The sequence below is a fragment of the Streptomyces sp. NPDC030893 genome, assembly GCF_055571535.1.
On sequence record NZ_JBVIFC010000008.1, the window covers coordinates 84,308 to 108,056 of the forward strand.

General features: G+C 70.9%; 24 protein-coding genes and 1 tRNA gene. 7 read left to right on the forward strand and 18 right to left on the reverse strand.

Features of this window, described 5'->3' with window-relative positions; translation table 11 throughout:
* The first annotated feature begins 61 nt into the window (after positions 1-61).
* From ACZ434_RS17335 to ACZ434_RS17355, 5 genes are all read left to right on the forward strand, one after another.
* Entirely contained in the window at positions 62-1,435 is a 1,374-nt protein-coding gene (locus ACZ434_RS17335) for an ABC transporter substrate-binding protein (protein ID WP_468456553.1), read from the forward strand.
* Positions 1,432-2,373 carry a carbohydrate ABC transporter permease gene (locus ACZ434_RS17340; protein ID WP_468456555.1) on the forward strand — a complete coding sequence of 314 codons (942 nt, stop codon included), beginning with the start codon at positions 1,432-1,434 and terminating at the stop codon, positions 2,371-2,373. The genes ACZ434_RS17335 and ACZ434_RS17340 overlap by 4 nt, the downstream gene beginning before the upstream one ends.
* Positions 2,370-3,221: a carbohydrate ABC transporter permease gene (locus ACZ434_RS17345; RefSeq protein ID WP_468456557.1), complete on the forward strand. Its 852-nt coding sequence runs from the start codon at positions 2,370-2,372 to the stop codon at positions 3,219-3,221. Before ACZ434_RS17340 ends, ACZ434_RS17345 begins: the two co-directional genes overlap by 4 nt.
* A complete protein-coding gene (locus tag ACZ434_RS17350) occupies positions 3,218-4,207 on the forward strand; it encodes a zinc-dependent alcohol dehydrogenase family protein (RefSeq protein ID WP_468456559.1) in 990 nt (329 codons plus the stop codon). The genes ACZ434_RS17345 and ACZ434_RS17350 overlap by 4 nt, the downstream gene beginning before the upstream one ends.
* A gap of 264 nt (positions 4,208-4,471) precedes the next feature.
* Entirely contained in the window at positions 4,472-5,686 is a 1,215-nt protein-coding gene (locus ACZ434_RS17355; protein ID WP_468456910.1) for a TerD family protein, read from the forward strand.
* Positions 5,687-5,737: 51 nt separating this feature from the next.
* Here ACZ434_RS17355 and ACZ434_RS17360 read toward each other — a convergent pair whose 3' ends face one another.
* From ACZ434_RS17360 to ACZ434_RS17375, 4 genes are all read right to left on the reverse strand, one after another.
* Entirely contained in the window at positions 5,738-7,324 is a 1,587-nt protein-coding gene (locus tag ACZ434_RS17360) for a TROVE domain-containing protein (protein ID WP_468456561.1), read from the reverse strand.
* A 291-nt stretch (positions 7,325-7,615) separates the two neighbouring features.
* Positions 7,616-7,685: transfer RNA gene (locus ACZ434_RS17365), tRNA-Met, on the reverse strand.
* A gap of 45 nt (positions 7,686-7,730) precedes the next feature.
* On the reverse strand, positions 7,731-9,170 hold the full coding sequence (locus ACZ434_RS17370) for an alkaline phosphatase PhoX (RefSeq protein ID WP_468456563.1): 1,440 nt from the start codon (positions 9,168-9,170) through the stop codon (positions 7,731-7,733).
* Between the two features lie 114 nt (positions 9,171-9,284).
* Positions 9,285-10,721: a hypothetical protein gene (locus tag ACZ434_RS17375; RefSeq protein WP_468456565.1), complete on the reverse strand. Its 1,437-nt coding sequence runs from the start codon at positions 10,719-10,721 to the stop codon at positions 9,285-9,287.
* 211 nt (positions 10,722-10,932) lie between these two features.
* Between ACZ434_RS17375 and ACZ434_RS17380 the strand changes: the two genes are divergently transcribed.
* Positions 10,933-12,741 (forward strand): endonuclease/exonuclease/phosphatase family protein, encoded by a 1,809-nt coding sequence (locus tag ACZ434_RS17380; RefSeq protein WP_468456567.1) that lies wholly within the window; start codon positions 10,933-10,935, stop codon positions 12,739-12,741.
* A gap of 81 nt (positions 12,742-12,822) precedes the next feature.
* On the opposite strand, the gene ACZ434_RS17385 is transcribed toward ACZ434_RS17380, so the two are convergent.
* Both ACZ434_RS17385 and ACZ434_RS17390 read right to left on the reverse strand, forming a co-directional pair.
* A complete protein-coding gene (locus tag ACZ434_RS17385; protein ID WP_468456569.1) occupies positions 12,823-13,185 on the reverse strand; it encodes a DUF3618 domain-containing protein in 363 nt (120 codons plus the stop codon).
* The gene (locus ACZ434_RS17390) at positions 13,182-13,598 is read right to left on the reverse strand and encodes a phage holin family protein (RefSeq protein ID WP_468456571.1); all 417 of its coding nucleotides are present in this window, start codon (positions 13,596-13,598) and stop codon (positions 13,182-13,184) included. Before ACZ434_RS17390 ends, ACZ434_RS17385 begins: the two co-directional genes overlap by 4 nt.
* A gap of 131 nt (positions 13,599-13,729) precedes the next feature.
* Between ACZ434_RS17390 and dapA the strand changes: the two genes are divergently transcribed.
* Positions 13,730-14,608, forward strand: coding sequence for a 4-hydroxy-tetrahydrodipicolinate synthase (gene dapA, locus ACZ434_RS17395; protein ID WP_468456573.1), 879 nt, complete (start codon positions 13,730-13,732; stop codon positions 14,606-14,608).
* 73 nt (positions 14,609-14,681) lie between these two features.
* On the opposite strand, the gene ACZ434_RS17400 is transcribed toward dapA, so the two are convergent.
* The 12 genes from ACZ434_RS17400 to ACZ434_RS17455 all read right to left on the reverse strand — a co-directional run bounded on the left by ACZ434_RS17400 (position 14,682) and on the right by ACZ434_RS17455 (position 23,637).
* The gene (locus ACZ434_RS17400; RefSeq protein ID WP_468456575.1) at positions 14,682-14,921 is read right to left on the reverse strand and encodes a hypothetical protein; all 240 of its coding nucleotides are present in this window, start codon (positions 14,919-14,921) and stop codon (positions 14,682-14,684) included.
* Between the two features lie 124 nt (positions 14,922-15,045).
* A complete protein-coding gene (gene dapD, locus ACZ434_RS17405) occupies positions 15,046-16,035 on the reverse strand; it encodes a 2,3,4,5-tetrahydropyridine-2,6-dicarboxylate N-succinyltransferase (RefSeq protein ID WP_468456577.1) in 990 nt (329 codons plus the stop codon).
* Between the two features lie 109 nt (positions 16,036-16,144).
* The gene (locus ACZ434_RS17410; protein ID WP_468456579.1) at positions 16,145-16,687 is read right to left on the reverse strand and encodes a TetR/AcrR family transcriptional regulator; all 543 of its coding nucleotides are present in this window, start codon (positions 16,685-16,687) and stop codon (positions 16,145-16,147) included.
* Positions 16,687-17,007 (reverse strand): DMT family transporter, encoded by a 321-nt coding sequence (locus ACZ434_RS17415; RefSeq protein ID WP_468456581.1) that lies wholly within the window; start codon positions 17,005-17,007, stop codon positions 16,687-16,689. The genes ACZ434_RS17410 and ACZ434_RS17415 overlap by 1 nt, the downstream gene beginning before the upstream one ends.
* A 90-nt stretch (positions 17,008-17,097) precedes the next feature.
* Complete coding sequence (locus tag ACZ434_RS17420) at positions 17,098-17,430, reverse strand: metal-sulfur cluster assembly factor (RefSeq protein WP_468456583.1); 333 nt, start codon at positions 17,428-17,430, stop codon at positions 17,098-17,100.
* Positions 17,427-17,891, reverse strand: coding sequence for a Fe-S cluster assembly sulfur transfer protein SufU (sufU, locus tag ACZ434_RS17425; protein WP_468456585.1), 465 nt, complete (start codon positions 17,889-17,891; stop codon positions 17,427-17,429). Before sufU ends, ACZ434_RS17420 begins: the two co-directional genes overlap by 4 nt.
* 10 nt (positions 17,892-17,901) lie before the next feature.
* Entirely contained in the window at positions 17,902-19,158 is a 1,257-nt protein-coding gene (locus tag ACZ434_RS17430; protein WP_468456588.1) for a cysteine desulfurase, read from the reverse strand.
* Positions 19,155-19,919 carry a Fe-S cluster assembly ATPase SufC gene (gene sufC / locus ACZ434_RS17435; RefSeq protein WP_468456590.1) on the reverse strand — a complete coding sequence of 255 codons (765 nt, stop codon included), beginning with the start codon at positions 19,917-19,919 and terminating at the stop codon, positions 19,155-19,157. Before sufC ends, ACZ434_RS17430 begins: the two co-directional genes overlap by 4 nt.
* A gap of 7 nt (positions 19,920-19,926) precedes the next feature.
* A complete protein-coding gene (locus ACZ434_RS17440) occupies positions 19,927-20,244 on the reverse strand; it encodes a non-heme iron oxygenase ferredoxin subunit (RefSeq protein ID WP_468456592.1) in 318 nt (105 codons plus the stop codon).
* Positions 20,241-21,425 carry a Fe-S cluster assembly protein SufD gene (sufD, locus tag ACZ434_RS17445; protein WP_468456594.1) on the reverse strand — a complete coding sequence of 395 codons (1,185 nt, stop codon included), beginning with the start codon at positions 21,423-21,425 and terminating at the stop codon, positions 20,241-20,243. Before sufD ends, ACZ434_RS17440 begins: the two co-directional genes overlap by 4 nt.
* An 80-nt stretch (positions 21,426-21,505) precedes the next feature.
* Positions 21,506-22,927 (reverse strand): Fe-S cluster assembly protein SufB, encoded by a 1,422-nt coding sequence (gene sufB, locus ACZ434_RS17450; protein WP_468456596.1) that lies wholly within the window; start codon positions 22,925-22,927, stop codon positions 21,506-21,508.
* Entirely contained in the window at positions 22,924-23,637 is a 714-nt protein-coding gene (locus ACZ434_RS17455) for a helix-turn-helix transcriptional regulator (protein ID WP_468456598.1), read from the reverse strand. The genes sufB and ACZ434_RS17455 overlap by 4 nt, the downstream gene beginning before the upstream one ends.
* Positions 23,638-23,749 lie beyond the last annotated feature (112 nt).

Here is a 23,749-nt window from a genome sequence, read left to right on the forward strand (position 1 = left end):
GGAGCCATGCCGGGCGCCGCCCGCCCTCTCCCCATACGCCGCTTTCGCCGAGGAGTGATCCATGCAAACCCACAGCCGATGGCGGCCCCCGCGCGCCGCACTCGCCGCGGCCGCCGCGGGGACGCTGCTCGCCCCGCTGCTCTCCGGCTGCTGGGCCGGGGCGGGCGGCGCCGGTTCCGGCGGTGACTCCGTCAACGTCCTGATGGTCAACAACCCGCAGATGGTCGAACTCCAGAAGCTCACCGCGGAGCACTTCACCAAGGACACCGGCATCAAGGTCAACTTCACCGTGCTGCCGGAGAACGACGTCCGCGACAAGATCAGCCAGGACTTCGCCAACCAGGCCGGCCAGTACGACGTGGCCACCCTGTCCAACTACGAGATCCCCATCTACGCCCGCAACGGCTGGCTGAAGGAGATGGACTCCTACGTCGCCGAGGACCCCGGCTTCGACCAGCAGGACGTCCTCGAACCGATGCGCCGGTCCCTCACCGGCGACGACGGCAAGCTCTACGGCCAGCCCTTCTACGGCGAGTCGTCCTTCCTGATGTACCGCAAGGACATCTTCGAACGGGAGGGCCTCACGATGCCGGCCGAGCCCACCTGGCAGCAGGTGGCCGGCCTCGCCGCCGAACTCGACGGCGCCGAACCGGGCATGAAGGGCATCTGCCTGCGCGGACTGCCCGGCTGGGGCGAGGTCATGGCCCCGCTCACCACCGTGGTGAACACCTTCGGCGGCACCTGGTTCGACCAGGACTGGAACGCGCGGCTCGACTCCCCCGAGTGGCAGAAGGCGACGAAGTTCTATGTCGACCTGGTCCGGGAGCACGGCGAATCCGGCGCCCCCCAGGCCGGTTTCGCCGAGTGCCTGAACAACATGACCCAGGGCAAGGTCGCCATGTGGTACGACGCCACCTCCGCCGCCGGCTCCCTCGAGGCCGACGGCTCCCCCGTCAAGGACAAGGTGGGCTACGCCCCCGCTCCCGTCGAGAAGACCGAGTCCTCCGGCTGGCTCTACACCTGGGCCTGGGGCATCCAGGACGCCTCCCGCAACCCCGACAACGCCTGGAAGTTCGTCTCCTGGGCCTCCGGCAAGGAGTACGAGCAGCTGGTCGGCGACGAGATCGGCTGGTCCAACATCCCGGCCGGCAAACGCGCCTCCACCTACGCCAACCCCGACTACCACGCGGAGGCCGCCGCCTTCCAGGAGATGACCAAGGAGGCCATCGAACAGGCCCGGCCCGACGACCCGGGAGTGCAGCCCCGCCCCGCGCCCGGCATCCAGTTCGTCGGCATCCCCGAGTTCACCGACCTCGGCACCCAGGTCTCCCAGGAGATCAGCGCGGCCATCGCCGGACGCCAGTCCGTCGAATCGGCCCTGAGGAAGTCCCAGCAGCTCGCAGAAGAGATCTCCGAGGAGTACGAGGGACGATGACCGCCACGACCACGGCCCCCGCGGCCGCACCCGAGACACCCCCGGCCCCTCGCCGGTCCTCCGGCCGGCTGCGCGCCTGGGCCGCCCGCGGCCCGCTGCTGCCCGCCCTGATCTTCATGATCCTGGTCACCCAGCTGCCCTTCGTGGCGACCCTGGTGATCTCCTTCTTCGACTGGAACTCCCTCTACCCCGACGCCCGCAGCTTCGCCGGCTTCGCCAACTACCAGGAGGTCCTCACCGATTCGGACCTGCGCCAGTCCGTATGGACGACGATCCTGCTCACCGTGGGCGTCGTCCTGGCCAGCCTGGTCCTCGGACTGTTCCTCGCCCTGCTCCTGGACCGCAGGTTCCGCGGCCGGGGCGTCGTCCGCACCCTGCTCATCGCCCCGTTCCTGGTGGTCCCCGTGGCGGCGGCCCTGCTGTGGAAACACGTCCTCTACAACCCCGAGTACGGGCTCCTCAACGGCCTGCTGCACTACGTCGGCGGCCCCCAGCCCGACTGGGTCTCGAACACCCCGCTGCTCGCCGTCGAGGCCGCGCTGGTGTGGCAGTGGACCCCGTTCATGATGCTGATCCTGCTCGCCGGACTGCAGAGCCGGGACCAGCAGCAGCTCGAGGCCGCCCGGGTCGACGGGGCGAGCGACTGGCAGATCTTCGTCCACCTCACCCTGCCCCACCTGCGCCGCTACCTCGAACTGGGCGCCCTGCTGGGCTCGATCTACATCGTGCAGAACTTCGACGCCGTCTTCACCATCACCTCCGGCGGCCTGGGCACCGCCAACCTCCCCTACACCGTCTACCAGACCTTCTACCAGGCCCACGAGAACGGCCTCGCCTCGGCCGCCGGCGTCCTGGTCGTCATCGGCTCCATCGTCATCGCGACCTTCGCCCTGCGCGTGGTGTCGTCCCTGTTCCGCGAGGAGGTGTCCCGCGCATGAGCAGCATCGCCGTACGCACCCGCGGCCGATTCCGCGGCGGAGCGGGCCTGGGCCTGGTCGCCTGGCTGGCCGGCATCGTGTTCTTCCTGCCCATCGCCTGGATGGCCCTGACGTCCTTCCACTCCGAGACGGACGCGGCCACCAACCCGCCGTCCTTCACGGCCGCCCTCACCCTCGACGGCTACCGCGAGTTCTTCGGCGCGGGCGGCGGCGCCAGCCCCTGGCCGGCCCTGATCAACTCCACGGTGGCGTCCGTCGCCTCCACCCTCCTCGTCCTGCTGCTGGCCCTCCCCGCGGCCTACGCGCTGTCCATCCGCCCGGTGAAGCGGTGGACCGACGTCCTGTTCTTCTTCCTCTCCACCAAGATGCTGCCGGTCGTGGCCGGCCTGCTGCCGATCTACCTGTTCGCCAAGAACGCCGGGCTGCTCGACAACATCTGGCTGCTCGTCCTCCTCTACACCTCCATGAACCTGCCGATCGCGGTGTGGATGATGCAGTCCTTCCTCGCCGAGGTCCCGGTCGCGGTCATCGAGGCCGCCCAGATCGACGGCGCCCGGCTGCCGACGGTGCTGGCCCGCGTGGTCGCCCCGATCGCCCTGCCCGGTATCGCGGCGACGGCGCTCATCTGCTTCATCTTCAGCTGGAACGAACTGCTGTTCGCCCGGGTGCTGACGGGCGTGGTCGCCGAGACCGCCCCCGTCTTCCTGACCGGCTTCATCACCAGCCAGGGCCTGTTCCTGGCGAAGGTGTGCGCCGCGTCGCTCGTCATCTCCCTGCCGGTGCTCGCCGCGGGGTTCGCCGCCCAGGACAAACTCGTCCAGGGCCTGTCGTTGGGAGCCGTCAAATGAAGGCCGCCGTCATCGAGTCCGTGGGCAAGGCCCTCGTCACCGAGGTCCCCGACCCGACGCCGGGGCCCCGCGAAGTCGTCGTCGAGGTCGCGGCCTGCGGACTGTGCGGCACCGACCTGCACATCCTCCAGGGCGAGTTCGCCCCCAGCCTGCCGATCGTGCCGGGGCACGAGTTCGCCGGCGAGGTCGTCGGCGTGGGCGCGCGGGTCACGGAGGTGTCGGTCGGCGACCGGGTGGCGGTCGACCCCTCCCTCTACTGCTACGAGTGCCGCTACTGCCGCACCGGCCACAACAACATGTGCGAGCGGTGGGCCGCGATCGGCGTCTCCACCGCGGGCGGCGCCGCCCAGTACGCGGTGGCGCCGGTGGCGAACTGCGTGAAGCTCCCCGAGCACGTCCGCACGCAGGACGCGGCGCTGATCGAGCCGCTGTCCTGCGCGGTGCGCGGCTACGACGTGCTCCAGTCGCGGCTCGGCGCGCACGTGCTGATCTACGGGTCCGGGACCATGGGGCTGATGATGCTGGAGCTGGCCAAGCGGACCGGCGCGGCGAGCGTGGACGTGGTGGACCTGAACGCCGCGCGACTGGAGACGGCGCGGCAGCTGGGGGTCTCGGCCTCGGCGGCCACACCGGACGAGCTGGACCGGCCGCAGGGCTGGGACCTCGTCATCGACGCGACGGGGAACGCGGCGGCGATCCAGGACGGACTGGAGCGGGTGGCGAAGGCGGGGACGTTCCTGCAGTTCGGGGTCGCGGACTATGCGACGCGGGTGCAGATCGATCCGTACCGGATCTACAACCAGGAGATCACGATCACGGGGTCCATGGCCGTGCTGCACAGCTACGAGCGGGCGGCGGAGCTGTTCGCCGGGGGTGTGCTGGACCCGGACGTCTTCATCAGCGACCGTCTTCCGCTGGATCAGTACCCCCAGGCGCTGGACCAGTTCGCGGCGGGCGTGGGCCGGAAGATCGTGGTGGTGCCATAGGTTTTCCTCGCCCCCGCCGCCCCTTCCCGTCCCGAACCTGGGGCTCCGCCCCGGACCCCCGCTCCTCAAACGCCGGAGGGCTGATTCCAGCCCCTCCGGCGTTTGAGGAGCGGGGGTCCGGGGGCAGCGCCCCCGGGGACGGGAATGGGAAGGGGCGGCGGGGGCGAAATCCCCCTCGGGCCCCGGGGGACCCGCGTCCCCCCGATCGGCCCACAGGTAAGGGAACAGTAAAACGCCCTCGCTCGTTCACCCGGCATGACAGCTATGACCCCCGGCTCGAACATCCCCCTCCCCACCGCCCGAGTGACGGTGGACGTCGCCGCCCCCGTGCGCCTCGACGTTTCGGGCCTGCTGCTCACCGCCGACGGCAAGGTGCGCTCCGACGACGACTTCATCTTCTACAACCAGCCCGCCGGCCCCGGCGTGACCTACCGCTCCGGTGGCGGCAGCACCCCCGACGCCATCACGGTCGACACCACCGCCGTACCCCCCGGCATCGAGAAGATCGTCGTCACCGCGAGCCCCGACGCCGCCGGCCAGACCTTCCAGGGCATCGAGCCGACGGCCACCCTCCGCGACGCGGACAGCAGCGCCGTCCTGGCGACGTTCACGCCCCCGGGCCTCGGCTCCGAGACGGCACTGGTGGTCGTCGAGATCTACCGGCGCAACGGCGCCTGGAAGGCCCGCGCCGTCGGCCAGGGCTACGCCAACGGCCTCGCCGGCATCGCCACCGACTTCGGCGTCACGGTCGAGGAACCGGCCGCCCCCGCCCCCCAGCCCGTGGCACCGCCCGCCCAGCCGGCCGCCCCGCCGATGTCCACTCCGCAGGCACCCCCCGCCCCCGCCGCACCCCCGGCCCCGCCCGCCGCCGCCCCGGCGGCCCCGGCGGCCCCCGGCACCGGGAAGATCAACCTCGACAAGGGCCGGGTCAGCCTCCAGAAGAACCAGACCGTCTCCCTGATGAAGGGCGGCCGCCCGCTGCTCTCCCAGGTCAAGATGGGCCTCGGCTGGGAGCCGGCCTACCGCGGCAAGGACATCGACCTGGACGCCTCGGTCATCGCCTACGGCCCGCAGCGCAACCACATCGACAGCTGCTACTTCGGCAAGCTCCAGATCGTGGGCGGCGCGATCCGCCACTCCGGTGACAACCTCACCGGCGAGGGCGGCGGGGACGACGAGGTGATCACCGTGGACCTCGGCCGGCTCCCCCAGGAGGTCACCGGCCTGGTCTTCACCGTCAACTCCTTCTCCGGCCAGAAGTTCACCGAGGTCGCCAAGGCGTACTGCCGTCTGCTCGACGCCACCACCGGCGAGGAACTGGTCCGCTTCGACCTCACGAGCGCCGAACCGCAGACGGGCGTGATGATGGCGAAGCTGATCCGCCAGTTCTCCGGCGAGTGGGAGATGACGGCGATGGGCGACTTCGTGAAGGGCCGCACGGTCCGCGGCATGGTCAAGCCGGCCGCCCAGGCCCTGTAACCACCCGTATGCGACACCGGGCGCCCCTGTCGCGGGGCGCCCGGTGTCATGTCACGCAGCCGTCCACGGCCAGTCGGCGTCCCGCCCTGCCTCGAGCAGCGGGACCATCCGGAAGGCGGCGTCCGACAGGCCCCCGAAGGTGTGCCGGTTCGCCGTGCCCGACGGGCCGTGACCCGCGCGGTGTCCGGCGAGGTTCCAGGTGTAGACCGGCACCCGCGCCGGGACCTGCTCGGTCGGGTCGCCGTGCCGGTTGTGGGCGTACTGCTCGTCGGTGACGATCAGCACCCGGTCGTGCCGCTTGTAGTGCCGGCGCACCGCCTCGGTGGTATCGGTCCCGCCGAGGTCACCGAACCGGCCGAGGACCTTCAGCACCGACTCGCCCCGGCGGAACCGCACCGGCTCGCTGGTCGAGCCGAACTCGACGAGGTCCGCCTTCGCGGCCCGCAGCGCGAGCGCCGCGCCGAAGACCGCCGCCGCGTCCGCGCGGGTGAGCTCGGAGCGGTCCGACATCCGCGAGTGGAACATCGAACCCGAGCGGTCCACGAGGACCAGCGTGCGGCCCGGCAGCGCGGGCACATGGGCCAGCGAATGGCCGAGCGCCTGCTCCAGCGGGTACGACCAGCGCAGCGACGGCGCGTGCCGGTACGCGGCGAGGTAGCGGAAGGGGAACTGCCGAGACCGAGCGACCTCCGCCGGATCGGCGATGCGCGCGGCGACCTCCGCGGCGACCTCGTCGGAGACCCCGGCCTCGTCGAAGTTCCGCAGGTTGCGCACCAGTGCCATCGGACCCATCGACGGGATGACGGCCTCCCAGGCCGCCTTGTCCATCGGCCCCCGCAGCCAGCCCGCCAGCGCCTCCCAGGTGAGGCCGGCGGCGGCGAGCCGCTCGGCGCCGCCGGGCTCCGTGACGACCGCGCGCCGCTCCTCGACGGGCAGCGCCATCAGCTCGCGGTGCGCGATGAGGACACGGTTCGAGGCGGGAGGCTCCGCGGTGTCGGGGTGGTGCCGGCGGTCGAGGGCATACCGGAACAGCTCGCCCTGCCACGGCTTGTCCGGGTCGGGAGCGGCGTGCACCAGGTTCAGGATGTCTCCGAAGCGGTAGCCCTTGGAGGCGGTGTCGTACTTCAGCAGCGCCTTGCCGCCGTAGAGCCGGCGCACGGCGTCGGCGACACCGCGCTTGACGGGCTTGGGGATGTTCCGGCCGTAGGTCGCGGTCCAGTAGGCGAGCAGCTCACCGGGCTCGTCGGGCCGTCGCAGTACGGAGTCCACGACCTGCCGGTTCGACGGGCCGTCGGTCACGCCGGTGTCCAGGCGGGCCTTGACGTACTCGGCGGCGCCCACGAGCGAGGCGGTCCGCAGGTTGCCCTCACCGCGCAGCCAGCCGAGGAGTCCCGCCGTCCAGTCCGGGTCGGTCACGGCGAGCTTGCGCACGAGCTTCACGAACCGCTCGTCACGGCCCTCGCCGCTCTCGTAGAAGGTCTGCTGGTTCACGAGGTTGGACACCGCGAGCAGAAAGAGCTCGGAGCGTGCGTCCCGCTCGCGGCCGCGGCCGCCCTCGTACGTACGCAGCACACGGCCGGTGGACGTCACGCGCGACGTCGGCTGCGGCTTGGCCGCCCGGGTGTTGAAACGCGCCATGCTGAATTCCCCCGAATTCATGTCTGTTTCCGGAAGGAGGCGCGACAAAGGGGTGCCCGAGAAAAAGGGTCGGCTGCGGAATCACTTGGTCGAGAAGTATCCGCTGCCTGCACACCGGGCACCCATCTGCTGCGCCTCCCGAGATCGAATCGGCGGCGGCCTGGATTCATTTACAGTGAAGGAGCCGTCGCCCGCGCACCGGGAGGTGCATGAAGTTGTGGTGTCCAGAGATCGAGGCCGGCGGAACCGACGATGGTGCTCTGACCCCTGAGCTACACCGGCGCGTTGTGCCGGTGACGGGACTCGAACCCGTGACCGCCCCATTATGAGTGGAAGTAGGTCCTGCCTTCGCACCTGGACGTGCATCACTCTAAGAGGGCGGCCCTCGTCCGGGCGAGCGAATTAATCAGCGCAGCTTCTGCCGCTTCCAGGGCCCCGTGATCGCCAGCATGATGCCCGGCTCCTGGATGTTGGCGTACAGGGTCCGGCCGTCCGGGGAGAAGGTCACGCCGGTGAATTCGCTGTACTCCGGCTCCTCCTCGGTACCGATGTTCAGTTCGTTGCGGGCGATGGGGTAGGTGCGTCCGCTGTCGGTGGCCCCGAACAGGTGCTGCGCGCCGTCCCCGTCCTCGGCGATGATCAGTCCGCCGTACGGCGAGACGGTGATGTTGTCGGGGCCGTCGAAGGCGCCGCCCGGCGCCGGGTCCCGGTCGGCGCCGAGCAGCACCTTCAGGGTCAGGGTGCGGCGCCTCGGGTCGTAGAACCAGACCTGGCCGTCGTGCCGGCCGGGGCTCTCCTCACGGGCGTAGGAGGAGACGAGGTACGCCCCGCCGTCGCCCCACCACATGCCCTCCAGCTTGCGGCCGCGGGTGACCTCGCCGGGGCCGAACTGCTCGCGGACCGCCACCTCGCGGGCGTCCCGGTCGGGGACGTCCACCCAGTCGACGCCGTACACCGTGCCGGCCCGGGTGGCGCGGGAGAGGTCGTCGACGTAACGGCCGCCGGAGTCGTAGCACTTGGCGGCCTGGAGGACGCCGGCGTCGTCGGCGAGGGCGCGGAACCCGCGGGGGCCGTGGCGGAAGCCCTGCGGCGGGGTCCAGCGGTAGAAGAGGCCGTTGGGTCCGTCGGCGTCCTCGGTGAGGTAGGCGTGGCCGCGCCGGGGGTCGATGACGACGGCCTCGTGGTCGTAGCGGCCGAAGAACTTCAGCGGCTTGGGGTCGCGGTTGGCGCGCCGGTCGGCGGGGTCAACCTCGAAGACGTAGCCGTGGTCCCTGGTCATGCCGTTCTCGCCGGCCCGGTCGGAGTTCTCCTCGCAGGTGAGCCAGGTGTCCCAGGGGGTGCTGCCGCCCGCGCAGTTGTTGGCGGTGCCGGCGATGCCGACCCATTCGGCGACGCCGCCGTCGGGGCGCACCTCGACGATCGTGCAGCCGCCGGGTGCGGCCGGGTCGTAGACCAGGCCCTCGGTGAGCGGCACGGGGAACTCGGCCTCGTCGCGCGGGCCGTCCATCTCGTGGTTGTTGACCAGGAGGGTGCTGCCGCGCGGGCCGGGGAAGGCGGCCGTTCCATCGTGCTCGGCGGGCGTGAACTCACCGGTCTCCAGGCGGGTGCGCCCGGTGTGGGTGAGGACGCGGTAGGTGAATCCGGCCGGCAGGGCGAGGAGCCCTTCCGGGTCCGGCACGAGCGGCCCGTACCCGGCACCGCCGGGCCGGCCGGCCGCTGCCCCGGCGACGTCGGCGGAGGCGAGGGCGTGGGGTGCGGAGGCGAGGGCACCGGCGGTGCCCGCCAGGGCGACCCCGGCACCGGTGAGGGCGGAGGTCCTGGCGAAGTCCCTGCGGGTGAGCGGCATGCTGTCTCCAGGTGGCGGTGGGCAGACCGTGGGCGGTGCGTCCGTCACGCTCCCGCCCTTACCTGAACGCCGGCTGAACGGCCGGGGTCACGGCACGCCTCGCTCCCGTGAAGCTCAACCCCCGTGCTGCGAGCGGGCCTTGAACGCCGCCTTCCGTGCTTCCTTGGCCACCTTCTTGTCCGGGTGCAGGCGTCCCATGGCCTCCAGCACGTCCGCCGTGGCCGGGTGGTCCACCCGCCAGGCGGTGTCGAAGAAGCCGCTGTGCTGCCGGGCCAGGCCCTCGACCAGGGAGCGCAGTTCCTCGGAGTTGCCCTCCGCGGCAAGCTGGGCGGCGACGGTGTCGATGGTCAGCCAGAAGATCAGGGCCTCGGACGGCGGCGGCACATCGGCCGCCCCGTGCTCGGCCAGCCACACCCGTGCCAGCCCGCCCAGTTCGGGATCGGCCAGGACTTCCCGCAGGGCGGGCTCGGCGGAGGCGCCGACGAGCGACAGTGCCTGCTGGCACCGCAGCCGCCGCAGCGGGGCGCCCCGGTCGCTGCCGCGGGCCGCGGCCAGCAACTCCCGGGCGGAGGCGAGGGGTTCGCGCCGGGCCAGCCACTGTTCGGTCTCCGCGTGGGCGGCCTCCGGCGGGAAGACGGCCGTGCCGTCGAGCAGCGCGTCGGCGCCCTTGTCCGCGAGGTCCCCGACCACCGGCGCCTCGAACCCGGCCTCCAGCAGCCGGGCGCGCAGTCCGTAGAGCCCGAGCGGGGTGAGCCGCACCATGCCGTAGCGGGAGACGTCGGTGTCGTCGCCCGGTGCGGCGGGCTCCTCGTCGGCGTCGGCCATCAGCGCCTCGTCGACCGGGTGGTACTCGACGAGGCCCGCCGGTTCCAGCACGCGGAACTGGTCGTCGAGCCGCATCATCGCGTCGGAGATCTGCTCCAGGACGTCGTCGGTGGGTTCGGCCATGTCGTCGGGCACGATCACGGAGGCGGCCAGCGCGGGCAGCGGCACGGGAGCGCCGCCGGGCCCCTCCGCCCCGACGGTGAGCAGGTAGAGGTTGCCGAGGACGCCGTCCAGGAAGTCGGCCTCGGCCTCGGGGTCCCAGTCCAGGGCGTCGAGGTCGAGCTCCCCGGAGCCCTCCCCCTCGGCGATGGCGTCGACGAGTCCGCCCAGGTCCGGGACGCTCGCGTCGCCGATCACCGTCTCCAGGGCGGCGAGCCAGACCCCCAGCACGTCCCGCGGCGATCCGCCGGTGAGCAGCGCCAGTTCGGCGCCCGCGGTGACGGTCCCCTCCTCCTCGTCGGCGATCTCGACGAGTCCGGTGTCGACGGCGACGCGCCAGGCCTCACTGGCGAGGGCCGCGGCGTCGTCCCCGGTCAGCGCGAGTTCCGCGGCGGCCTGCGGGAGTTGCTCCTCGACGAGCACGCCGCCGGCGTCCACGCGGGTTCCGGGTCCGGCCCAGCGGGCGAGCCGGGCGGCGCGGGACAGCACCGGGGCGGCCAGGGCGTCGCGCGCCAGCTCCGCTTCGGGACGCAGCCGCGCCGGCGGCAGGATGGAGCTGTCTGACATCGGCTTGTTTCTCCTAGGCCTCTCGCTACTCGGCCGCTCAGCCTAGACGGATTTCCACCCATGCCGCCCGCTTCATCTCTCCTTCGGCGACCGTACATGGCCGAAACCTTGACAAGTGGCTTGGCCAGGCTGGAGATTGACGCGCGTAGACAGGGAGTGACCCACGCTCCACCCTCGTCCCGGCGTAGATCACGTTCCCGGAGGGAATCCGTTGCCGAGCATGTCGTCCGCGCGTCTCGCCGCGCTCACCGTCGCCGCCGTGTGCACCGCGGCGTCCACCGTCGTCCTCACCTCGCCCGCGCACGCGGACTCGCCGCGCATCCATGACATCCAGGGCGACACCCGTATATCGCCGTACGCGGGCGAGCAGGTCACCGACGTGACCGGAATCGTCACCGGCGTCCGCACCTACGGATCGTCCCGCGGCTTCTGGATCCAGGACCCCGCCCCGGACTCCGACCCGGCCACCAGCGAGGGCGTCTTCGTCTTCACCGGGTCCACGCCGCAGGGCGTCGCGGTGGGCGACGCCGTCAGCGTCTCCGGCACGGTGACGGAGTACGTCCCCGGCGGCACGGCGTCCGGCAACCAGTCCCTGACGGAGATCACCCGCCCCACCTTCACGGTCGTCTCCCGCGGCAACGCGGTCCCGGCCGCGACACCGGTCACGGCGAGATCCGTCCCGGCCGCCTACGCCCCCACCCCGAACGGCTCGGTCAACGATCTCCGCCTGCGGCCCACCCGGTACGCGCTGGACCTCTACGAGTCCCTGGAGGGCATGAACGTCCAGGTCTCGGACACCAGGGTGGTGGGCGCCACCGACCCGTACACGGAGCTGTGGGTCACGGTGAAGCCGTGGGAGCACCGCAATCTCCGCGGCGGCACGGTCTACGGCTCGTACGACTCCCAGAACACCGGGCGTCTGCAGATCCAGTCGCTCGGCAGGGCGGCCGACTTCCCCGACGCGAACGTCGGCGACACCCTCACCGGCAGGACCGCGGGCCCCCTGGACTACAACCAGTTCGGCGGCTACACGCTGGTGGCGAACGAGCTCGGCGACCTGGACCCCGGTGACCTGCGGCGCGAGACGACCCGCGCGCAGCACCGCTCCGAACTGGCGATCGCCACCTACAACGTCGAGAACCTCGACCCCTCGGACGACACCTTCGCCGCCCACGCCGGCGCGATCGTGGACAACCTCCGGTCCCCCGACATCGTGTCCCTGGAGGAGATCCAGGACAACAACGGCGCCACCGACGACGGCACGGTCGCCGCCGACCGGACCCTGGGTCTGCTCGTCGACGCCATCGAGGCGGCGGGCGGCCCGCGCTACGAGTGGCGTTCCGTCGATCCGGCGGACAAGGCGGACGGTGGCCAGCCGGGCGGCAACATCCGCCAGGCGTTCCTCTTCAACCCGGCGCGGGTCTCCTTCACGGACCGCCCGGGCGGCGACGCCACCACCCCCACCGATGTCGTCGAGGTCCGGGGCAAGGCGGCGCTGACCCTCTCCCCCGGCCGGGTCGACCCGGCCTCGGAGGCGTTCGCGGACAGCCGCAAGCCGCTGGCGGGCGAGTTCGTCTTCCGGGGCCGCACGGTCATCGTGATCGCCAACCACTTCGCCTCCAAGGGCGGGGACCAGAGCCTGACGTCCCAGTACCAGCCGCCGTCCCGCGGTTCGGAGACCCAGCGTCACCTCCAGGCCGAGGCGGTCCACGACTTCACCGCGAAGATCCTCAAGACGCAGAAGAACGCCAGGGTCGTGGCCCTCGGCGACATCAACGACTTCGAGTTCTCGGAGACGACCGACATCCTCGAGGGGCGGGGGGTGCTCTGGTCGGCCGTCAAGTCGCTGCCGAAGTCGGAGCGTTACTCCTACGTCTACCAGGGCAACAGCCAGGTCCTGGACCAGATCCTGATCAGCCCGTCGATCCGCCGCTTCAGCTACGACAGCGTGCACATCAACGCGGAGTTCCACGACCAGATCAGCGACCACGACCCGCAGATCCTGCGCTTCCGGCCGTAGGGCCAGCAGCACGCCGGTGAGGGGGCGGGCGGGTCCTGCCGTCCGTCCCCTCACGGCCCCTCGGCCGAAGGCGCGGCCCGCTCAGCAGCGGTGGCGCCGCACCATCACCGCGCCCGTCACCACGGCGACGACCGCCGCCGCGATCATGGCGGGCTTGCGGTAGCGCATCCCGGTCCGACCGGCGTGCGCGGCGCTGCTGCGCATCTGCACGCTCATCGCCCCGGCCCGGTCCCGGAGGTCCTCCGCCCGTGCCCGGGCGCGTCCCTTGACGTCCATCTTCCCGGCCAGTTCCTCGACGGTGTCGCCGAGTTCGTGCCGCGTCCGCTCGATCTCGCGCCGCAACTCGTCGGGTCCCTTGGCGCCCCGTCCGGCCGCGGCGGCCTCCGCGCCCGCGTCGACATGGGACCCCGCAGCGGATCCCGCGCGCCTCACATCGTGGGTCATCGGTGCGCCCTTCCCTTGATCTCCTCCACGTCGGCCTTCACGCTGCCGAGCGTCCGCTCCGGCTTGGGGGGCGTGGCCCGGCGCAGTTGCCCGCGGCCGGCGATGGCCAGCACACCGGCGACGAGGAACAGCACACCCGTGACGATCAGCGCCGCGGCCCACAGGGGCAGCACCAGGTCCAGCGCAGCGACACCCGTACCGGCCAGGGCCAGCAGCCCGGCGTAGCCGAACGCGCCCGCCGCCCCCAGCATCCCGCCGCCCTTCCCGGCACGGCGGCCCTTCTCCGCCAGTTCCTCCTTGGCGAGCGCCACTTCCTGCCGTGCGAGCCGTGAGATCTGTTCGGTGGCCTGCCCGACGAGCTCGCCCACGGTGTGCTCGTCGCGGACCGGCCGTCGCTCGATGGTTCCGGTCACGATGCGTCTCCTCTCGGGTCGGGAAGCCCGAGTACCCCTGCGCACCTCCGCCTATCCATAAAGCAATGCTTACCGGTATCCGTCATCACCTGTAAGTGGAACTTCACTACCGGACGGCCGACACTACCCCCATGACCCCTTTCGGCCGCACCCTCTGCGCGATGATCACCCCGTTCACCCCCGCCGGCGCGCTCGACCTGGACGGCGCCCGGCGCCTCGCCGACCGTCTGGTCACCCAGGGCTGCGACGGGCTGGTGCTGTCCGGCACCACGGGCGAGTCCCCCACCACCACGGACGCCGAGAAGTCGGCCCTCGTCGCGTCGGTGCGCGAGGCGGTCGGCACCCGGGCCACGATCGTCGCCGGCGTCGGTACCCCCGACACGGCCCACACCGTCGCACTCGCCCGCGCGGCGGAGAAGGCCGGCGCCGACGGCCTCCTGGTGGTCGCCCCGTACTACAGCCGGCCCCCGCAGGACGCGATCGAGGACCACTTCCTGCGGGTCGCGGACTCCACGGGCCTCCCCCTGGTGGTGTACGACATCCCCGCCCGCACCGGCATCCGCGTCGAACCGGAGACGCTGCTGCGCCTCGCGGAGCATCCCCGGATCGTGGCGGTGAAGGACTGCTCCTACGACTTCCTGTCGGCCCAGAAGCTGATGTCCCGCACCGACCTCGCGTACTACGCGGGCTGCGACGAGCACAACCTGGCCCTCTACGCGGTCGGCGGCGCGGGCTGTGTCAGCACCGTCGCCAATGTGGCCCCGGGCCTCGTGCGCGCCGTCCTGGACGCCTTCGACGCGGGCGACACGGCCCGTGCCACAAGCCTCCAGCACCGGCTGACGCCCCTGATCGAGGCGGTGATGGCGAACGGGCTCCCGGGCACGGTCACGGCCAAGGCCCTCCTCGCCGGCCTGGGCCTTCCCGCGGGCCCGGTCCGCCCGCCGCTGCGGCCGGCCGACCCCCGCACGGCGGAGGAGCTCAGGACGGTGTACGACCTGGTGACCGCCTGACGGCGAACGGGCCGGACCCCCACCGAGTGGGGATCCGGCCCGCGGGGCGGTCCGGTGCGGTCCGGCCCGCGCGTCAGTCCCAGACGTACCCGTCACCGAACAGCAGGAAGTGCTCCAGCACATCCTCCGCCGGGTCGTCGATCTGTCCGACGTCGGCGTTGAGCAGGGCCACCCGGTGACCGTTGCCCGAGTCGACGGAGCTCTCGTCCGCGTGTGCGGTGCCCGCCAGCGTTCCGCACAGCACCAGCATGGCCGCGACGCCCATCACTCCGACCGCGTGCCGGAGCATGCCCCACACCCACTTGTTCACCATCGCCCGTCCCCATTTCCTGTACTTCGGCCGTCCCGGCTTCTGATCGGACTCTGTGTCCACCCGCTCATCTGCCAAAACGACCCGAAGGTCACGGGGAGTAACCCGTTCGGGCGTGACAAAACGGTCAGTTGTGGCTGTGCAGAACGTCGTTCAGGCCGCCCCAGACCGCGTTGTTCGGGCGCGCCTCGACGGTGCCGGTCACGGAGTTGCGGCGGAACAGGATGTGGGAGGCGCCGGACAGCTCACGCGCCTTGACGACCTCGCCGTCGGGCATGGTGACCCGGGTGCCGGCGGTGACGTACAGCCCGGCCTCGACCACGCACTCGTCTCCGAGGGCGATGCCGACGCCCGCCTCGGCACCGACCAGGCACCGCTCGCCGACGGAGATGCGCACGTTGCCGCCGCCGGACAGGGTGCCCATGGTGGAGGCGCCGCCGCCGATGTCGGAGCCGTCGCCGATCACGACACCGGCGGAGATACGGCCCTCGACCATCGACGTGCCGAGCGTGCCGGCGTTGAAGTTGACGAAGCCCTCGTGCATGACGGTGGTGCCCTCGGCGAGGTGCGCACCGAGCCGCACCCGGTCGGCGTCGGCGATGCGGACGCCCTTGGGGGCCACGTAGTCCGTCATGCGGGGGAACTTGTCGACGGACGTCACGGCGAGGTGCAGGCCCTCGGCGCGGGCGTTCAGCCGGACCTTCTCCAGGTCGTCCACGGCGACCGGGCCGAGCGAGGTCCAGGCGACGTTGGCGAGGTGGGCGAAGACGCCGTCCAGGTTCTGGCCGTGCGGCTTCACCAGGCGGTGCGAGAGCAGGTGCAGGCGCAGGTAGACGTCGTGCGCGTCCACCGGCTTCTCGTCCAGCGAGGAGATGACCGTGCGGACCGCGACGACCTCGACGCCCCGGCGGGCGTCCGGGCCGACCGCCGCGGTGGCGCCGCCGCCCAGCAGTTCGGCGGCCCGCTCGGCGGAGAGCCGCTCGGTGCCGGAGGGGCCGGGCTCCGCGACGAGTTCGGGGGCGGGGAACCAGGTGTCGAGGACGGTGCCGTCGGCGGCGAGGGTGGCGAGGCCGGCGGCCACCGCGCCGGTGGTGCTCTGAGCAGTCGTGTCGGTCATGAGGGCAACCTAACCGCCCGGCGGCCACGGATGCGAACCGGTCCCCGGGCATCTCACGTGCCGGGCCCACCGGCCCGCCCCCGCCGGGAAACGGCCCGCCCGCGCGGCGTCACTCCGGCGGGATCAGCCGCCCCAGCACCTCCCGCGCGTACGCCTCGTCGTAGGGGGTGTCGGTCAGCAGCACCTGGAGGCAGATGCCGTCCATCAGCGCGACCAGCGCCCGCGCGGTGACGGGGTCCGTGCGGCGGGAGAGCAGTTCGGCGATGTCCTCGCACCATTCGGCCGCGACGGGGCGCAGGGCGGGGCGGCGCAGTGCGGCCAGGTACAGCTCGTACTCCAGCTCGACGCCGGTGCGTTCACCGGCCAGCCATTCGCCCGTCAGGGCCGCGAGTTCGGCCGCCAGATCGGTGTGCGGGTCCTGGAGGCCCCCGCGCGCGGCGATCAGCCCGGCGAAGCCCTCGTTGGCCTGCCGCAGGGCGGCGACCAGCAGCTCGTCGAGGGTCGTGAAGTGGTACGTGGTGGAGCCGAGCGGAACGTCGGCCTCGGCGGCGGCGGTGCGGTGGCTGAGCCCGGCGATGCCCCTGCGGCCCACGACCCGGATCGCCGCGTCGATGATCCGCTGCCGCCGCTCGGGGTCGTGGCGCCGGGCCATCAGTGCGCGCCTCCCAGGTTCAGCACCACGACACCGATGATGATCAGGGCGATCCCGGCGGCCTTGGTGACGGTCAGCCCTTCCCCGAGGAACGCCACGCCGATGGTGGCGATGGCGGCGGTGCCCACCCCGGCCCAGATGGCGTAGGCCGTACCGACGGCGACGGTGCGGAGCGTCTGGGCGAGGAGGGCGAAGGACACGATGTATCCGAGTACGGTCAGCACCGAGGGCCAGAGCCTGCTGAAGCCGTCGCTGTACTTCATGGCGGTCGTGGCGCACACCTCGGCGACGATGGCGCCGGCCAGCAGCAGATATCCCATGTGTACGAGCGTACACATGAAGGGCGCGCGAACAGAGGAACGGCGGCGCCCGATGCGGGGCGTCGCCGTTCCTGGCTGCGGTGCGGGGGGTCAGACGTTGAAGCCGAGCGCCCTGAGCTGCTCACGGCCGTCGTCGGTGATCTTGTCCGGTCCCCACGGCGGCATCCAGACCCAGTTGATGCGCAGTTCGCTGACCAGGCCGTCCGTGGCGGACTTCGCCTGGTCCTCGATGACGTCCGTCAGCGGGCAGGCCGCCGACGTCAGGGTCATGTCGACGGTCGCCACATTGGAGTCGTCGATGTGGACGCCGTAGATCAGCCCGAGGTTGACGACGTCGATGCCCAGTTCGGGGTCGACGACGTCCATCAGGGCCTCGCGGACCTCCTCCTCGGAGGCCGGCTTCATCTCCACGGTCTCACTCATGCCGTTGTCCTTTCGGCGTCGGCGCCCAGCGCCTGGGCCGTCGCGTCCTTCCACGCCATCCAGCTGAGGAGGGCGCACTTGACCCGGGCCGGGTACTTGGACACCCCGGCGAACGCGACCGCGTCCTCCAGGATCTCCTCCATCGCGTCGTCGGGCTCGATCTTCCCCTTGGACTGCATCAGCTCCAGGAAGGTGCCCTGGATCCGCTGCGCCTCGGCGAGGTCCTTGCCGACCAGCAGGTCGTTCAGCACCGAGGCGGAGGCCTGGCTGATGGAACAGCCCTGCCCCTCGTAGCTGACGTCAGTGATCTTCGTACCGTCGTACTTCACACGCAGGGTGATCTCGTCACCGCACGTCGGGTTGACGTGGTGCACCTCGGCGTCGCCGTCCCTCAGACCACGCCCGTGCGGGTTCTTGTAGTGGTCCAGGATGACGTCCTGGTACATCGAGTCCAGCTTCACGCCTCAGCCCCTATCCGAAGAAGTTCCGTACGTGCTCCAGGCCGTCGACCAGTGCGTCGATCTCGGCCGGCGTGGAGTACAGATAGAACGACGCTCGCGTGGTCGCGGGAATTCCGTACCGCAGGCAGACGGGGCGGGCGCAGTGGTGCCCCACGCGTACCGCGATGCCCTGTTCGTCGAGGACCTGGCCCACGTCGTGCGGGTGGATGTCCCCCAGGGTGAAGGAGATCGCGGCGCCGCGGTCCTCGGCCGTGGCGGGGCCGATGATGCGCAGGTCCGGGACCTCGGTGAGGCGCTTCACCGCGTACTCGGTGATGGCGTGCTCATGGGCGAGGACCTTGTCCATGCCGATGGCCGACAGGTAGTCGATCGCCGCGCCGAGCCCGACCGCCTGGGAGATCGGCGGGGTGCCCGCCTCGAACTTGTGCGGGGCGGGCGCGTAGGTCGACGAGCTCATCGACACGGTCTCGATCATCTCGCCGCCGCCGAGGAACGGGGGCAGGTCCTCCAGCAGCTCCTGGCGGCCCCAGAGGACGCCGATGCCGGTCGGGCCGCACATCTTGTGGCCGGTGAAGGCCACGAAGTCGGCCTGGAGGGCCTGGACGTCCAGCGGCATGTGGGGCGCGGCCTGCGAGGCGTCGATGCAGACCAGCGCGCCGACCTCCTGGGCGCGGCGCACTATCGCCTCGACCGGGTTGACCGTGCCCAGGATGTTGGAGACCAGCACGAAGGAGACGATCTTCGTCTTCTCGGTGATGATCTCGTCGATGTTCGACAGGTCGAGCCGGCCGTCGTCGGTGAGGCCGAACCACTTCAGCTTCGCTCCCGTGCGCTGCGCGAGCAGCTGCCACGGCACGATGTTGGAGTGGTGCTCCATCTCCGTGATGACGATCTCGGTCTCGTGGTCCACCCGGTAGGGCTCGTCGGCCCAGCCGAGCATGTTGGCCACGAGGTTGAGCGACTCGGAGGCGTTCTTGGTGAAGATCACCTCGTCGCGCGAGGGCGCGTTGACGAACTCCGCGACCTTGTCGCGCGCGCCCTCGTACAGCGCCGTGGCCTCCTCGGCGAGCACATGCACACCGCGGTGGACGTTGGCGTTGTAGCGCTCGTAGTACTCGGCGAGAGCGTCCAGCACCTGGCGCGGCTTCTGCGAGGTCGCCGCGTTGTCCAGGTACACGAGCTTCCGGCCGTCGTGGACCTGGCGGTCCAGGATGGGGAAGTCCTTGCGGATCGCCTCTGTGTCGAGGAGGCCCGGCAGCTGTGTCACGCGGATGCGCCACCCTTCACGTATGCCTCGTAGCCCTCGGCCTCCAGCTTGTCCGCGAGCTCCGGGCCGCCGGACTCGACGATACGGCCGTTGGCGAAGACGTGGACGTGGTCGGGCTTGATGTACCGCAGGATGCGCGTGTAGTGCGTGATCAGCAGGGTGCCGACCTCGCCGGACTCGCGGACGCGGTTGACGCCCTCGGAGACGATGCGCAGGGCGTCGACGTCCAGGCCCGAGTCGGTCTCGTCGAGGACCGCGATCTTCGGCTTGAGCAGTTCGAGCTGGAGGATCTCGTGGCGCTTCTTCTCACCGCCGGAGAAGCCCTCGTTGACGTTGCGCTCGGCGAAGGCGGGGTCCATGTTGAGGCGCTCCATGGCCTCCTTGACCTCCTTCACCCAGGTGCGCAGCTTCGGGGCCTCGCCGCGGATGGCGGTGGCGGAGGTGCGCAGGAAGTTGGAGACCGACACGCCGGGGACCTCGACCGGGTACTGCATGGCGAGGAAGAGGCCGGCGCGGGCGCGCTCGTCGACGGACATCTCCAGGACGTCCTCGCCGTCGAGGGTGACGGTGCCGCCGGAGACGGTGTACTTGGGGTGACCGGCGAGCGCGTAGGCGAGAGTCGACTTGCCCGAGCCGTTGGGGCCCATGATGGCGTGCGTCTCGCCCTGCTTCACGGTGAGGTCGACGCCCTTGAGGATCTCCTTCGTGGCGTTGTCGGCCTCGACGGTGACGTGCAGGTCTCGGATTTCAAGCGTTGCCATGGGTGCCTCAGGACTCCTGGGTGAGGGAGACGAGCACGTCGTCCCCTTCGATCTTTACGGGGTATACGGGGACGGGGCGCGTCGCCGGAAGGGCGTCGGGCTTGCCGGAACGGAGGTCGAAACGCGAGCCGTGCAGCCAGCACTCGATGTGGCAGTCGTCCACCTCGCCCTCCGAGAGGGAGACGTTCGCGTGCGAGCAGATGTCGTTGATCGCGAACACCTCGCCCCCGGTCTGCACGATGGAGACCGGCGTGCCGTCGAGTTCCACCCGCTTCGGGGTGTCCTCCTCCAGCTCGCTCAGCCCGCAGGCGCGTTGGAAGGTCATCCGACCGCCGCCTCCAGCTCCTCCTCGATCTTGGCGATCAGGCGCTCCTCGATGTCCGGGACGCCGATCTGCTGGACGAGCTCGGCGAAGAAGCCGCGCACGACCAGCCGGCGGGCGTCCTGTTCGGCGATGCCGCGGGCCATCAGGTAGAAGAGCTGCTCGTCGTCGAAGCGGCCGGTCGCGGAGGCGTGGCCGGCGCCGACGATCTCGCCGGTCTCGATCTCCAGGTTGGGCACGGAGTCGACGCGGGCGCCGTCGGTGAGAACCAGGTTGCGGTTCATCTCGTAGGTGTCGGTGCCCTCGGCCTTGGCCTCGATGAGCACGTCACCGATCCACACGGCGTGCGCGTCGTCGCCCTGGAGCGCGCCCTTGTAGACGACGTTGGACTTGCAGTGCGGCACGTTGTGGTCGACCAGGAGGCGGTGCTCCTGGTGCTGGCCGGCGTCGGTGAAGTACAGGCCGAACAGCTCCGCCTCGCCGCCGGGGCCGGCGTAGGCCACGCGCGGGTGGAGGCGTACGACGTCGCCGCCGAAGGTGACGACGACCGACTTGAAGGTCGCGTCACGGCCGACGAGGGCGTTGTGCTGGGCGACGTGCACCGCCTTGTCGTCCCAGTCCTGGACGGAGACGACGGTCAGCTTGGCGCCGTCACCGAGGACGTAGTCGACGTTGGCGGCGAGCACCGCGTCGCCGGTGTGGTCGATGACCACGACGGCCTCGGCGAAGGCGCCGAGCTCGATCAGCTGGTGGCCGTAGGCGGTACCGCCCTCGCCGTGCACCGCGATGCGGATGGGCTCGGTGAGGACGGCCTCCTTCGGCACGGTCACGACCGAGGCCTGCTCGAAGGCGGAGTACGCCTGGGCGGCGACGCGGTCGACCGGGGTACCGGCGCGGCCGAGCCGCGCGTCGTCGCGGCCGACGGTCTCGACGGTGACGCCCTCGGGCGCCTCGACGGCGACCTTGACGCCCTCGCCGGTGGCGGTGGCGGTGCCGTCGTGCAGCCCGCGCAGCCGCTCCAGCGGGGTGAACCGCCACTCCTCCTCGCGGCCGTGGGGGACGGCGAAGTCCGCCACGTCGAAGGACGGGGGCGCGCTCATACGGGTGGCGACGGTCGACTCGGCGGCCACCGCGATCGAGCCGGCGGTGGTGGAGCCCACCGGGATGTTCTGAGCCTCAGCCATGGCTGTCGTAGTGCTCGCTTTCCTTACGTAAGGGGGCTTGACGGAACGGCGGGGCGGCCGGTGGCCGCCCCCGGCCGGTGTCAGCCGACCGCGCCTTCCATCTGCAGCTCGATCAGCCGGTTGAGCTCGAGCGCGTACTCCATGGGCAGTTCCTTGGCGATCGGCTCGACGAAGCCGCGCACGATCATCGCCATCGCCTCGAACTCGCTCAGACCGCGGCTCATCAGGTAGAAGAGCTGGTCCTCGGAGACCTTGGAGACGGTCGCCTCGTGGCCCATGGACACGTCGTCCTCGCGGACGTCCACGTAGGGGTAGGTGTCCGAGCGGGAGATGGTGTCGACGAGCAGCGCGTCGCACAGCACGTTCGACTTGGCGCCGGGGGCGCCCTCGCCGATCTCGATCAGTCCGCGGTAGGAGGTGCGGCCACCGCCGCGCGCCACCGACTTGGAGACGATGTTGGACGAGGTGTTCGGCGCCATGTGGACCATCTTGGCGCCCGCGTCCTGGTGCTGGCCCTCGCCGGCGAAGGCGATGGACAGGGTCTCGCCCTTGGCGTGCTCGCCCATCAGGTAGACGGCCGGGTACTTCATCGTCACCTTGGAGCCGATGTTGCCGTCGACCCACTCCATGGTCGCGCCCTCGTAGGCCACGGCACGCTTGGTGACCAGGTTGTACACGTTGTTCGACCAGTTCTGGATGGTCGTGTAACGGCAGCGGGCGTTCTTCTTGACGATGATCTCGACGACGGCGCTGTGCAGCGAGTCCGACTTGTAGATCGGGGCGGTGCAGCCCTCGACGTAGTGCACGTAGGCACCCTCGTCGACGATGATCAGGGTCCGCTCGAACTGGCCCATGTTCTCGGTGTTGATCCGGAAGTAGGCCTGGAGCGGGATCTCCACGTGCACGCCCGGCGGCACGTAGATGAAGGAGCCGCCGGACCACACGGCGGAGTTCAACGACGCGAACTTGTTGTCACCGACGGGGATGACGGTGCCGAAGTACTCCTTGAAGAGCTCCGGGTGCTCCTTCAGGGCCGTGTCGGTGTCGAGGAAGATGACGCCCTGCTCCTCCAGGTCCTCACGGATCTGGTGGTAGACGACCTCCGACTCGTACTGGGCGGCGACACCGGCGACGAGGCGCTTCTTCTCGGCCTCGGGGATGCCCAGCTTGTCGTAGGTGTTCTTGATGTCCTCGGGCAGGTCCTCCCAGGACTGCGCCTGCTTCTCCGTGGAGCGCACGAAGTACTTGATGTTGTCGAAGTCGATGCCGGAGAGGTCGGAGCCCCAGTTCGGCATGGGCTTCTTCTCGAACAGGCGCAGGCCCTTGAGACGGAGCTTGGTCATCCACTCCGGCTCGTCCTTCTTCGCGGAGATGTCCCGGACGACGTCCTCGTTCAGGCCGCGGCGCGCCGCCGCACCGGCCTCGTCACGGTCGGCCCAGCCGTATTCGTAGGTGCCCAGACCCTCCAGCTCGGGGTGGGCAGTCTCCGTGGGGAGAGTCATGCGGGGTTCCTCCCGGACGTGCTTTCAGATGCTTGGTGGGAAATCTTGGGGATGAACGTCGTGCAGACGCCGTCGCCGTGCGCGATCGTCGCCAGCCGCTGTACATGCGTACCGAGGAGCTCGGCGAAGAATTCCGTCTCGGCCTCGCACAGCTGCGGGAACTGTTCGGCGGCGTGGGCGACCGGGCAGTGGTGCTGGCAGAGCTGTTCGCCGACCGGTGCGCTGCGCGCGGTTGCAGCGTACCCGTCCGCGCTCAGCGCCTTGGCCAGTGCTTCCGTCCGCTCCTCGGGCGCCACGCCCTCGACCGCCTTGCGGTACGTCTCGGCCTGGGCGGCGATCCGGGCACGGGCGAACGCGGCGACCGCCTCGCCGCCGCCCTCCCGCTCTCCGATCCACCGCAGGGCGTCCACGGCCAGTTTGTCGTAGGACTGGTCGAAGGCGTCCCGTCCGCAGTCGGTGAGGGCGAACACCTTCGCCGGCCGGCCGCGCGTACGGGCGCCGTAGACGCGCCGCTCGCGGGCCTCCACGACGTTGTCACCGGTCAGCGTGTCCAGGTGCCGGCGTACGGCCGCCTGGGTGAGACCGAGACGCTCGGCCAGCTCGGCGACGGTCGACGGGCCGTGGTCCAGGATGGAGCGGGCGACGCGGTTGCGGGTGGACCGCTCACCGGTTGCCAGTTCCTCGTGGGGAGCCTCGCCAACGTTTTTCACAACGCCATTGTTGCGTAATTCATCCGCGACCGGCAAGCCGCGACCGGACGGCCCGACGGTGCCCTGCGTCACTTAGGCAAACCTAATCCGACCTGCGGAAACGATCTCTGAT